Genomic DNA, 10,955 nt, shown 5'->3' on the forward strand with positions numbered 1-10,955 from the left:
ACGTCGCGGGCCCAGCCGAAAACAACCAGCCCCCAAGCTGATTGGCGCTGCATGACCCAATACGGGTCAACTCTTAGACCTGCCAGGAGCTGCGGGCCGATCACAGTCTGGACCTGGGCACGGTGTACTCGCTAAACGCAAGTAGCCACAGTAGATTTCAAGAGAGGGGGGGCGCGATGGACACACTATTCGCCAGCCACAACGAGAAGGTCTATCGGCTCACGGTCGGTTCGGTCGATGACATCGCCGACGCGATCCGCGACGAGCATCTAGAGACCATTCCCGCAGGACCGTTCGACTTCTGGCTCACGCCGTCGCTGCATCCCGGCCACCGGAAACTGAACCATGCAGCCACGAAAATCTTGCTCGGGGCTAGCACCTTCACCGGACGCAGCGTGCCCCTGATGCGCGGTCGAGTCGTGGTCACCGCGCGTGATCAGTGGGGTCACCTGCGCAGCTTGACCGACGAGGAAATCACCTGGCTCGCAGATTTCGTTTACGGATTGCCACACCTCGCCGACTGGGTAGTGGAGCGGCGACTGGAGCGCGCTGGCCGCCGCGACCGGCGTCGCAGCCGGGCTGAGCGCGCCACCGCGAACCGTCGCCAACTACACGGACTGCCACCCAAATAAGGAAGTCGGGAATTTGCCGGGCCTACTTCTGTTGTCGGCACCTGCCGCCCTGTGTTAGGCGCGGTGTGCGAGGTCGGCAGTCTGTGTGCAGCTGGAGCACGAGGCGATCAGCCTATCCCCGTTGAACACTGTGGGCTGCTTGGTTAATGCGGGTGGCTGGAGAGGAATTCGGCCGTCAGGGTGATGGGCGGTTCTTGCCGGGAGAGTAACTGGTACAGCTTGGTGCCGGGGTTGAAATGTGGTGGCTTGTGCACGTCGATGGTGGCGTCGCGCAGCAGCAGGGTCAGTGTTTCGGCGAGGCGTTGGGGGCCGGCGCCGTCGTAGCCGGTGCGGTAATAGTGGTAGCCGGTGTCGGGCAGCGGCCAGATTTGGCCCGCACTGTCGCGGAAGAATGCTGCTTCGTCGTCGATCTCGGCGTCGGTGAGCTTACCGGTGGCTGCCGGCATGTGTGTTCCCACGCCGGCGTAGATGGTGTCGTTGTCGCCGTGGATGATCCACGTGTTGGGGTTGTAGGGGTCGCGTAGCCAGCGCACTGGCTGCACGCGGTCGCCGTAGTAGTTGGCGATGAACCAGAAACCGAGTTCTGTGCGCCGGTCAGGTGTGACATCGGTTAGGCGGGCGATCCATCGGAGCGCCATCGAACCGGCCGATCGTGGCTGTATCCGGATCGCGTAGGTGAGTACAGGCATGAACGCCCAGTGGTTGGCAACCCGGAGCGCCTGATTGGCGGCGCGCTTGTCGACGCGGTGGTGAAGGATTTGTGCTGCCTCGTCGGCGGTGAGCTCTGGTACGGGTTGGCTGGTGTTCAGAGTGCTGATCGCTGCTTGGGTCAATCCCGGTGTTAAGTAGTTGTCGTCATGTGGCCGGGGGCCATTGAGCTGCATGAGGATTCGGGTGGTGAGCTTGTCGATCGCCGTGCGCAGCGCCGCAGAATCGGTGGGGGCGGCCAACGCGGCGATGTAGCCGGTGTCAGCCGTAGGTGCATAGGGCGTGACGTGGGTGATGGGCGTGCCGGGGCGCCAGGCCAGCATGGCGTCAAGTTCGTTGAGCAGTGGCGACCACCACGGGATGTCGACGCGCAGCAGGTTGGCAAGATCCCACCACCGGTAGCGGGCCGCGCCGTGGCCCACCGGGTCGTGGCGGTAAACCGGGTTGCGTTCAGCCACAACGACTAACGGCGCGGTTTGCGTGGGCTCGGTTGAGCTGTAAAGGGATGCGGCCTCCCCATTGGGGACGGCGACGGCTTCGATCCGCGCCGGCAGCTGGTCGAGGAGCGCGCCTGGCATCGCCGCCGCGTTATTGATGTGCACGGTGTTTTCGCGGTCGGGGTAGGCGATCGCGACTTGGCGGCCGCCGTCGCTGGGCTGCCAACTGTGGACCGCGAATCGCCCGACGTCAGCAACACTGACCTGTTCGGCGCGGACGAACTGCGCCGGCGTGGGTTCTGGGATCCGTGGGAATAGGCGCGGCACCACTGTGTGGGAGCGGCGCGGGCGGTGCTCGAGGATGAAACGGAGTACTTGTTCGGCCGTGAAGTGGATCCGGCCGCCTTCGGTCCGGGGTTGGGGGAACTTGGGGTCTTTACGGGAGACGTAGTGATAGATGGTGTCCTGTTTGAGTCCGGTCAGCCTGGCGGTCTGTTCGGCGGTCCATGCTGTCTGTGTCCAGCAGGCGCGGTCACTCCATACGCTCACGATGCCTCCGGAATCCATACTCGGTCTGGATTGACGGTACATGGCGATGCCGGATTCTGGCGTAGCGACACGGGACGTTGCGGTGAACGCATATAGTTGCGATGAGCGCAAATTCTTGCTAGAAATGAAATCATGGTTTTCGCATCGCCTCAGTACGGCTCCACGGAGTCCGACGTCGATCTCGCGGCCATCCTCGAGCCGCCTCCACCGCCTGACTGCACCAACGAACACGGGGAGTATGACGCGTGGATCACTGAACTCGAGGGCCGCGCAGCGAGCATCCAGTTCCTAGCTCAAGAAGACGGCGCGGATCCGCTACTGCACGCATTGGAACACCTACGCCGACGCCGCAACGAGATTGAGCAACAAATGACTTTGCTGGTCGCCTACATGCGCGAAAAAGTCAAGCCCCGCCCATACACACTTCAGCAGATCGCCGACGCGGCAGGCCTTTCCATCTCTGGCACACGAACGTTCTACGACACCGATGACGTCCACATGCTCGAGGAACGCATCGCCTTCGCGCGGCGGATCCTCTCCGACCATCACGGAACCCGCGTCGCCGGTCCACCCCAGCTCGCCGCCCCAGACGGCCCCGCCGATCCCGCCGCCGCGGCCCTGGGACGGAAATAGGCAACCAGCTCGATGTCGAGGCACAAACGGGCCGCCAAACAGCGTCACCAGCAGCGCGTCGACCGGCAGTGGACCGCCACCGCAGACGCGCAACGCGCCGCAAAAATGCGCGACGAGATCGTCAACGCACTCGGCCACCCGCTGTTTCGAAGCGCCCGCCGGCGAAGCGCCATCGCCGAGGTCAAGGACGTGCTCGCCCTCGCCGACGAGACAAGGCAATTCAGCGCCGACGACCTGCGTGACTACTACGAGGAACTGTTCGCCCGACCCGTCGAGACTCTCGACGAGACCACGATCGGCGATCTGATCAGCTCGCTCACCGAGCGGCAGACCAATGCGATGCGTATCGCGGAGGTCTTCGTCATTGCCCCTGCGATGCATCGCGTTGTCGTCGCGGCTACGGCAACCATTGACGCCGAGGACCTCAAAACGCTGACCCGCGACGACATCGCCTGGGAAACCGGCTTCCTCGTATTCCCGCACACAGTCCAGATCGGCGACTCCCGCGGATGGGCCGACGTCGAGGCCATCACCTGGCATGTCGCTGCGGCCCGAAACGGCGCGCCAACGCTGGGAATTCACTACTGGTCGCGCTGGGACTGGCAGCAACACATTCCTGGCCCCAACCCGAAACCATGGCCCACAACCATCCAAATCCCCCTCGACCAGACCCAGGCCGCGACCAGCTGCCCCATCCCGCACGAAGCCTTCCGATCCGGCACCCCCCAGCCGGGCTGGACAGCACAAAACGCGATGGCCGAAGCCGGCCCCGACAATGAGTACAACTGGATCTGCGAAAGCGGGCCCACCGCAGCGGTCATCGGCTACGTGTTCGCATTCCTTCGGATAGCGGCCCAACCCATGACCATCACGCCGCGCTGCCGCCAAGAACGCCCCGACACCAAACCACAGAAATGGGAGCAAGTCCGGGTGGTGCAGCTGCGCCGGTTCCACCAGGCCGCCTCCGCCGACACCAGCCATCGGCAAGTCAACTGGCAACACTCCTGGGTAGTCCGAATGCACAAGGTCCGCCAGTGGTATCCCAGCCTGGGCCGACACCAGGTGATCTTCCGCGGCCCCTACATCAAGGGGCCCACGGACGCCCCGCTACTCGCCGGCGAGAAGGTCCAGGCACTTGTCCGCTAAAACACCCTGCGGCCTACCGTGACCGAAGCGGAGGTCACCGGAACCCCTCAACACAGCCCCGCGCCCTGTGAACCGCACGAGGAGAACTACCGTGAGTCGCGTCAGGCGAATCCGAACACGGAGCACGGGACGGTGCGGGAATATCGCGGGTCGACGTCGATAGTGGCGGCAGCGGTCGTAGCTGGTGTGCTTGTCTGCGATTCGTTGAGCGGATGCTCGTCTGCGTCTTCGCGTCAGGCGTCCACCTCGGCCCCGCCGCAACCTGAACTGAACGGTACGTACACGTTCGTCACCAACGGCAGTCAGCTCACGATCAATGGCCAACCGCGCGCAGGCGGTGTACCGAGCACAACCACGTGGGAAATCACCCCATGCGGTCCGGCGTGCAGCCACGTGAAGTCATCGCTGGGGTGGAGCACCGATCTGCACCTGGTCGACAACAAGTGGCAAGCGACGCGCCGGCTCCCAATGGATTGCGTCGGAAACCCTGTCACTTCGACGATGACTTACGTCATCGACAGCGCCACGCTCGCCGGAACGGTCACCAACGACATACCGTGCGGCAACCCACCCAGCGTTGCGGTGCTGCCAGCGACATTGACCAAAAAATAGCGCGGGGCCCGACGCATCCCGAGCCCGTCGAAGTGGCTGTAGCTGCGTGTATGCCACAGCCGCGGACTCAGCGCAACGATTTATGTTGCGCTACACTAAGGGGTATGCCCGTGTCGACGCAAGAAAAAGTCACCGCACTCAGCCGCGATTTCGGCTCCCAGCGCCGCCTTGCCGAGCTGCTCGACGTCAACGCCGCCCAAGTCACCCGGTGGCGCCGCGGCGAAGGCATCGATGACATCAACGCCGGCCGCGTGGATCTGCTCGACCTCGTGATGGCGCACCTCCTGCGCCTCTACTCCGCCGCGGCCGCCGAACGCTGGCTCGTCGGACTGAACCCAAGCCTGGGCAACCGACGCCCCATCGACCTCATCCGGCGCGGACAAACCCGCGAGCTACTCGACGCGATCGCCAACGAACAAGCCGGCAGCTTCGCTTGATCCTGTGGCGCGTCCTGCCCTGGGATCCAGCCGCCCCCGCCGGAAAGCCCGGCCACGCCCTCTGGATACCCAGAAAACATCAAGGCAGCGGCCGCCACGACGCCCCGGACCGCTACGGCTGCCTCTACCTCGCCGAACTGGCAGTGTCAGCTGTTGCCGAAATGCTCGCTCCCTTCCGCGGCACCGGTGACCTGCATCCCGACCTGCTGGTGCGCTCCGGCCGCCAACTCGCGCTCGCGCAGCTCGAGCTCGCCGACGACGCCGCACTCATCGACCTCGACGAACCGGCCGTGCTGGCCAAAGAGTCGCTGCGCCCATCCGTCGTAGCCACCAATCACCGTTCAGTCACTCAGGCCTACGCGGTCGCCCAGTTCGACCGTCACCCGAAAGCTGCCGGACTGCGGTGGTGGTCGACGCTGGAAGCGAGCTGGATTCACATCACGCTATTCGACCGCGCCGCAGCCGAATTGCGTGCGCACGCCGTACAGACACTATCGGTTGCCGACGCTGCGGTGACCGAGGCCGCGACACATCTCGGCCTCGCCTGAACCGTCACTTGGCGGCATTCAGCAAGCGCTCACGGGAACGTGCCTCGAACCGTTGGTCCCGCAGCGCTAACGCAATGGCCCCGGAGACGTTGGCGGATAAGACCTTCGGGCTGGCGAGACACTGCCACGACCTGCCCCGTAGGCTCGGGGCGGTGTCCACCGGCGAAGCTGTCCAGCGCGCCGCACTGATGGTTGCCGTCGTCTTCCTCGCTCTGCCGGGAGCGCAACTGCGCTATCGCTACATTTCCGACCGCCAGCGGGCCCGCCGCTTTTACTGGACGACTGCCGTGATCGGAATCGTATTCATGATGGTCGGGGTCGGGCGAATCTGGCCCAACGGTCTGGCCGTGGTCGGCTTCTTCGGCGGAATGTTTGTCGGATTTGCTTACCTGGCCTCGCCGTATCTGAAGATCAACAGACGGATCTACGCGTTGACCGCAAAGAACCGCCAACCTGACCCGGCGCCGGGGACGCCCGACGCACCATCGCCGGACGGCACAGCTGATCGGCGCCCTTGGATCGACTAACCGCCCAGACTCAGGGTTTACGCTGTCGAAGTGGTTACGCAGTGGCGGTGGGGCCCGCTGGTGTTGCCCGTTCACGGCCTGTTCGTCGGCCTCGGAGTGTTCGCAGCCGCGATTGTCTTCCTCACCGAGGCGCGCCGGCGCGACGCGATGAATGACCAATCTCTAGTCGCGGTAACGGGTGCTCTCGTCGGCGGGGCGATCGGCATGCGACTGTCGGGGTGGGCAGAGCACCTCGATTTCCGGTTCAACCCAACCCTGCTGCAGGCGTGGGAGTTCGGGGCCCGCAGCATCCTTGGCGGGCTACTGGGCGCCTATGTCGGGGTGCTGGTAGCCAAACGGATCGGTGGCTACCGCGGCAAGACCGGGGATCTGTTCGCGCCGGCCGTCGCGTTGGGCATGGCGGTCGGCCGGATCGGCTGCCATCTCACCGAAGCGCCCGGGCGGCCCACCAGCTTGCCGTGGGGAGTGCATGCCCCAGCCACCACGCCGAAATGCCCGGGCTGCGTCGCCGGTGTGGCGATGCACCCCTCGTTTCTCTACGAGATCGCGTTCCAACTCGCCATGTTCGGGATCCTGTTGTGGCTGCGCACCCGCGTCACCCACCCGGGGGAACTGTTCATCATCTATGTCGCCGGATATGCGATGTTCCGGTTCTTCGTCGAGTTCGTCCGCGCAAACGACACAGTTTGGTTGGGATTAACCCGGCCGCAATGGTTTCTGCTGCCCTCACTGGTCGTTGTCGGTTTGCGGCTGGGATACGGCTACCGGCGGGGATACTACGACCAGGCCCTTCGACGACAGCCCGTCCACGCATGACCGTGCCGCCGCCACCGGATTCACCTGAGGCAGGCCCGCCGGGACCCGGCGAACCGCACGATCCACACCAGCCACCACAAGGCTGGTACCCGCCAGGCCAGTGGCAGGGCGGCTGGCCCCCACCCGGCCACCCGCCGCAGCAGTTCCCGCCCTACCCCGATCCCGGCCAACTACCCCCGCCGCCACGTTCCAGCGGGGAAACCATCGGAGCCGTGATCGCCGGCATCACCATCTACATGGCAATCAACCTCGTGTTCGGGCCGCTGGTGCTATTCGGGTTGGCCAACGCCATCTCACCGAAAGCCGCCTTCCTGATCGGCGCGGTCACACTTGGCGCGGTCGCATTCGGCGGCGGCGCTGCACTGATCGCCCGATCACGACGCCAACCCTGGCCGAAAGGAATAGGCATGGGGCTCATGATCGGCTGGGCGCTCACCTCCATCCTCACCGCCGGCATCTGCACAGGGCTCAATCCCGCCATGTACACCTGGCGGTGACCAGCAATGCTGCTCCACGCCCGGGTTACTGCCGGCCGACACACCCGTCCGCAATTACCGTCACCTCTGACCCCAAGCCTGAAAGCACCCACATGACAACACCACCACCAGATCCGCCCGACCCTGCGGACCCATCGACCTGGGGCCGCCGCGGGCGCCGCCGGCCCCGCCCCCGAAGGCCAACCCCATCACGGATGCCGACCGGCAATGTCATAGCCGGCATCGGCCTCTACATCGCCATCAACGTGCCCGTGTTCATCAAAATGAACCAATACACCGGCACCAGCGAACACAGACACACGGTGATGGCGATCGGGGCGGTCGCGCTCGCGGTGATCGCGCTCCTCGGCGGCGGCGCACTGCTACTCGCGCACAACCGATCGACCAAAGCTATCGGGCTAGGCCTCATCATCGGCTGGGCGCTGATCTCTGTGCTTTCGGCCGGTTACTGCACTGGCTTAAACCCATCGGACTACCGGAGTTACTGATGGTCGGCATGCAGTTACGCGGCGACCGAATCCACCGCTACGTCAACGCATTTTGCCCCCACTGCCACACCGAGCAACCGGATCGCCCGCTGAGCGAAGTCACGCGGCTTAGCGGCTGGCTAGCCGTGCGCGACGAGCGTGTCTGGTTGGAGCGCGGTTGCCCCTCCCACGGGTTGGTGCGCACCCTCTATGACGAGGATCCGGAAATCCTTGCCTACCTCGAGGAGTGGACGGCCCCCACCAAATCACACACCGCCGATGTGGCCGGCAACTTCGACCCAGTGCCGGCGGCCTATCTTCGGGGCCTGCCGGAGATGCAAACCCAGCACACCTGCATCCTGCTTGAGGACATCGCCGCAACGTGTAATCTGCGCTGCCCCACCTGCTTCGCCGAATCTTCACCGGATTTGCGCGGCGTGGTCTCGCTGCACGACGTGCTCGCCAACGTCGATCAACGCCTCGAACGCGAAAACGGCCGACTGGACGTGCTGATGCTCTCCGGCGGCGAGCCCACCCTGCACCCACACCTGCCGGAGCTGCTGGCCGAACTCACGGCACGACCGATCACCCGAATCCTGCTCAACACCAACGGCATACGCATCGCCACCGACAATGACTTACTCGACCTGCTCACCGAGCACCGCGAGCGCGTGGAAACCTACCTGCAATACGACGGCCTATCACTATCGGCCCACCGCTATCACCGCGGCGGCGACCTACGCCGCTTCAAACAAGACGCGCTCCGCCGCCTGTCGGAACGAGAAGTATTCACCACCTTGGTGATGACAGCGGCGTTGGGCGTCAACGACACCGAGATCGGCGACGTCCTCCGGGTCGCCCTGCAAACCCCCTACGTGGGGGGAGTGTCGATCCAGCCGCAGTTCGGCTCTGGCCGCTCCGATTACATCGATCCAACCAATCGGCTCACCCACACCGGAGTACTCGCGCGGTTAGAACCCCAAACAGCCGGTCTGGTCACGTGGCGCGATCTGACCGCACTGCCCTGCTCACACCCACACTGCTGCTCGATCGGCTACCTAATGCGCGACGACACCGGACACTGGCGCTCGTTGGTCGCGCTGATAGGCCACGACAACCTCAAAGACAAGCTCGGCCTCGTCGCCAACCGCATCGCCGACACCGAGCTCCCGCGCGAGCTGCGCCTGGCCGTGCGCGAATCACTGCTCGGCTTACTCTCCGAGCAATCCTCGCTATCGCATCCACAGATCGGCGACATCTGGCGCACCATCTGCGACAGCTGCGATCTAGGCATGTCAACACTGCTCACCCTGGCATCCAGCGCCCTGCCCGGCCGGCACCGCAAGCTACGGAATCTGCTGGGGGAGCGGGTAGTTCGGATCAGCGTCAAACCATTCATGGATATGTCGACAATGATCGAAGAACGCCTCACCCAATGCTGCGTGCACGTCGGCACCCGCTCATCACAAGATCAGTGCGCACCGTTTTGCGCCGTGCAAGCATGGCCCGCGCTGAGCCAGCAGCGGCTATCGGCAGCCGCCGCACGCCAACTACCCATCGTGGCAACGTAATCGGCCACCATCCGCGAGCGAACACGGGAAACAACGCCCGAGCAGAGCAATGCATAACTCGATGACATCGTCGGGTCATGCGAATCGTTGATTCCGGGCAGTAACCAATTCACGACCAACCCGGTAACCGGCCATACGATCTTGCGCGACCGCGCCGACAAAGCAAATCCTGACCTCATCGCCGCCAATAATCAGGCAGAAACTCCCAATCACTGTGATAATCGGGATCTTCCAGCGCGCCAAGCACAGTTGCGCGCGCGGGAAGATCAGGCCAGCCCTCGACTCGCTCGCGCAGCCAGCCTCGCCAATCGACGGGTTGCCCGCCAGCACACAGCGCGGCCCGATACGAACCTTCGATGAGAAGATCACGTTCATAGAGCGCAGTAATCTCTTGACTGCGGGCAATCGTATCCACTGCTGTTTGCTCAACATTCGCCCGAGACAGGACGTCGCTAACGCTCGACTTGATCGCAAGGGCACGGTCGAGAGTTTCATGGCTGGCTTCTCGCCAGGATTCAAGCGCGCGGGGCCAATCGGCACCGGCGTTGGGTTCCCAGTCGGCAACAGGCATCGAACGCAGCTCGGTTAGCAGCAATGTGTCCATATCGCTATAGAGCTGGTAGCCGGGGCTCATGGCCAGCAGGGCGGTGTAGTCCATCGTTGTAAGTCGGTCCCGCCAGTCTGGTTCCAGTTTGCCCATGCGGGCCTGCCGCAGGATCGCGGTCGTGGTCAACTGCTGGCGAGTTTGATAGAGAATATCGCCGTACTGGTTTCGGCGTTCGGTGCTAGCGGCCTGGATTCGGCGCATCTGCTCCTGGAAGTCGTTACGGCGCTGCCGCCAATCCGGCCCGGGAGTAGCGGTCATCGTCCCATTGTCTCAGTCGGCAACGACATTTGGCAGCTCTGAGGCTTCGGCTACGCTGCGAGTCTTCGGCCAGCGTGCGTGACGCCGAATCGGTGGCGGCGCCATGCCGCCGAGATCGGGGGCCTGGCGCCGCATGCCAGCGCTAGCGTTGTGAGATAAACCCGGCTTGGGTTGAGCGCCGATGTCATCCCAGGAAAGAATGAGACACAGTGAGCGAGTTCAAAATCGCGCGGACCCGATCGGACTGGGTGAGGTTCACCGCGATCATGCTGACGGCGGCGCTGTCATTGGGCAATGCGGCACGTTTCGCTGGCCAGAACAGCTGGATCAGCATGGCGCTGACTCTGGCCGGGGGCCTGTGTTTGGTCACCGTGGCGTTCGCGACGATCTCCACCAACCGGCGAGTGCGTCGATGGGTCACATGGGGGCAGACTCATGACACCCTCTGTGTCAACCTCAGAGCTGAAATCAGGCTGCTGCGGCGGCGCTGAGCGCGGGTTGGGCGCCGTT

At 64.1% G+C, this 10,955-nt stretch carries 14 protein-coding genes; 12 read left to right on the forward strand and 2 right to left on the reverse strand.

The window, feature by feature from the left end; all coding sequences use genetic code 11:
* Nucleotides 1-176 precede the first annotated feature (176 nt).
* Nucleotides 177-632, forward strand: a complete 456-nt coding sequence (locus tag AWC14_RS16530; protein ID WP_084264306.1) for a hypothetical protein — start codon at nt 177-179, stop codon at nt 630-632.
* Between the two features lie 143 nt (nt 633-775).
* Here AWC14_RS16530 and AWC14_RS28750 read toward each other — a convergent pair whose 3' ends face one another.
* Entirely contained in the window at nt 776-2,326 is a 1,551-nt protein-coding gene (locus tag AWC14_RS28750; RefSeq protein WP_158089913.1) for a helix-turn-helix transcriptional regulator, read from the reverse strand.
* A 132-nt stretch (nt 2,327-2,458) separates the two neighbouring features.
* Here AWC14_RS28750 and AWC14_RS16540 point away from each other — a divergent pair, with 132 nt between their 5' ends.
* The 10 genes from AWC14_RS16540 to AWC14_RS16580 all read left to right on the forward strand — a co-directional run bounded on the left by AWC14_RS16540 (nt 2,459) and on the right by AWC14_RS16580 (nt 9,580).
* The gene (locus AWC14_RS16540; protein ID WP_083071650.1) at nt 2,459-2,959 is read left to right on the forward strand and encodes a hypothetical protein; all 501 of its coding nucleotides are present in this window, start codon (nt 2,459-2,461) and stop codon (nt 2,957-2,959) included.
* A gap of 12 nt (nt 2,960-2,971) precedes the next feature.
* The gene (locus AWC14_RS16545; RefSeq protein ID WP_083071651.1) at nt 2,972-4,105 is read left to right on the forward strand and encodes a hypothetical protein; all 1,134 of its coding nucleotides are present in this window, start codon (nt 2,972-2,974) and stop codon (nt 4,103-4,105) included.
* Between the two features lie 18 nt (nt 4,106-4,123).
* Nucleotides 4,124-4,717: a hypothetical protein gene (locus AWC14_RS16550; protein WP_139807294.1), complete on the forward strand. Its 594-nt coding sequence runs from the start codon at nt 4,124-4,126 to the stop codon at nt 4,715-4,717.
* A gap of 104 nt (nt 4,718-4,821) precedes the next feature.
* The gene (locus tag AWC14_RS28755) at nt 4,822-5,154 is read left to right on the forward strand and encodes an antitoxin Xre/MbcA/ParS toxin-binding domain-containing protein (RefSeq protein ID WP_158089914.1); all 333 of its coding nucleotides are present in this window, start codon (nt 4,822-4,824) and stop codon (nt 5,152-5,154) included.
* Nucleotides 5,151-5,702: an RES domain-containing protein gene (locus AWC14_RS16555; protein WP_158089915.1), complete on the forward strand. Its 552-nt coding sequence runs from the start codon at nt 5,151-5,153 to the stop codon at nt 5,700-5,702. The genes AWC14_RS28755 and AWC14_RS16555 overlap by 4 nt, the downstream gene beginning before the upstream one ends.
* A gap of 152 nt (nt 5,703-5,854) precedes the next feature.
* Nucleotides 5,855-6,229, forward strand: coding sequence for a hypothetical protein (locus tag AWC14_RS16560; protein ID WP_236723813.1), 375 nt, complete (start codon nt 5,855-5,857; stop codon nt 6,227-6,229).
* 30 nt (nt 6,230-6,259) lie between these two features.
* The gene (locus AWC14_RS16565) at nt 6,260-7,045 is read left to right on the forward strand and encodes a prolipoprotein diacylglyceryl transferase (protein WP_084031303.1); all 786 of its coding nucleotides are present in this window, start codon (nt 6,260-6,262) and stop codon (nt 7,043-7,045) included.
* Entirely contained in the window at nt 7,042-7,542 is a 501-nt protein-coding gene (locus AWC14_RS29675; protein WP_249026336.1) for a hypothetical protein, read from the forward strand. Before AWC14_RS16565 ends, AWC14_RS29675 begins: the two co-directional genes overlap by 4 nt.
* Nucleotides 7,543-7,736: 194 nt before the next feature.
* Nucleotides 7,737-8,030, forward strand: coding sequence for a hypothetical protein (locus tag AWC14_RS16575; protein ID WP_083071652.1), 294 nt, complete (start codon nt 7,737-7,739; stop codon nt 8,028-8,030).
* Nucleotides 8,031-8,038: 8 nt separating this feature from the next.
* Nucleotides 8,039-9,580: a radical SAM protein gene (locus tag AWC14_RS16580; protein WP_084264280.1), complete on the forward strand. Its 1,542-nt coding sequence runs from the start codon at nt 8,039-8,041 to the stop codon at nt 9,578-9,580.
* A gap of 175 nt (nt 9,581-9,755) precedes the next feature.
* Here the strand turns inward: AWC14_RS16580 and AWC14_RS16585 are convergent, their stop codons facing one another.
* Nucleotides 9,756-10,445 (reverse strand): hypothetical protein, encoded by a 690-nt coding sequence (locus tag AWC14_RS16585; RefSeq protein WP_083071653.1) that lies wholly within the window; start codon nt 10,443-10,445, stop codon nt 9,756-9,758.
* A gap of 209 nt (nt 10,446-10,654) precedes the next feature.
* Here AWC14_RS16585 and AWC14_RS29230 point away from each other — a divergent pair, with 209 nt between their 5' ends.
* Nucleotides 10,655-10,936, forward strand: coding sequence for a hypothetical protein (locus tag AWC14_RS29230; RefSeq protein ID WP_085241362.1), 282 nt, complete (start codon nt 10,655-10,657; stop codon nt 10,934-10,936).
* The last annotated feature ends 19 nt before the right edge of the window (nt 10,937-10,955 follow it).

This window comes from Mycobacterium kyorinense, from assembly GCF_002101735.1.
Taxonomy (GTDB): Bacteria; Actinomycetota; Actinomycetes; order Mycobacteriales; family Mycobacteriaceae; genus Mycobacterium; species Mycobacterium kyorinense.

What these genes read in the sequence shown, in the direction of transcription:
- AWC14_RS16530 (WP_084264306.1), top strand. Translation starts at nt 177, where the DNA reads ATGGACACACTATTCGCCAGCCACAACGAGAAGGTCTATCGGCTCACG.
- AWC14_RS16540 (WP_083071650.1), top strand. Translation starts at nt 2,459, where the DNA reads ATGGTTTTCGCATCGCCTCAGTACGGCTCCACGGAGTCCGACGTCGAT.
- AWC14_RS16545 (WP_083071651.1), top strand. Translation starts at nt 2,972, where the DNA reads ATGTCGAGGCACAAACGGGCCGCCAAACAGCGTCACCAGCAGCGCGTC.
- AWC14_RS28755 (WP_158089914.1), top strand. Translation starts at nt 4,822, where the DNA reads ATGCCCGTGTCGACGCAAGAAAAAGTCACCGCACTCAGCCGCGATTTC.
- AWC14_RS29675 (WP_249026336.1), top strand. Translation starts at nt 7,042, where the DNA reads ATGACCGTGCCGCCGCCACCGGATTCACCTGAGGCAGGCCCGCCGGGA.
- AWC14_RS16575 (WP_083071652.1), top strand. Translation starts at nt 7,737, where the DNA reads ATGCCGACCGGCAATGTCATAGCCGGCATCGGCCTCTACATCGCCATC.
- AWC14_RS16580 (WP_084264280.1), top strand. Translation starts at nt 8,039, where the DNA reads ATGCAGTTACGCGGCGACCGAATCCACCGCTACGTCAACGCATTTTGC.
- AWC14_RS16585 (WP_083071653.1), bottom strand. Translation starts at nt 10,445, where the DNA reads ATGACCGCTACTCCCGGGCCGGATTGGCGGCAGCGCCGTAACGACTTC.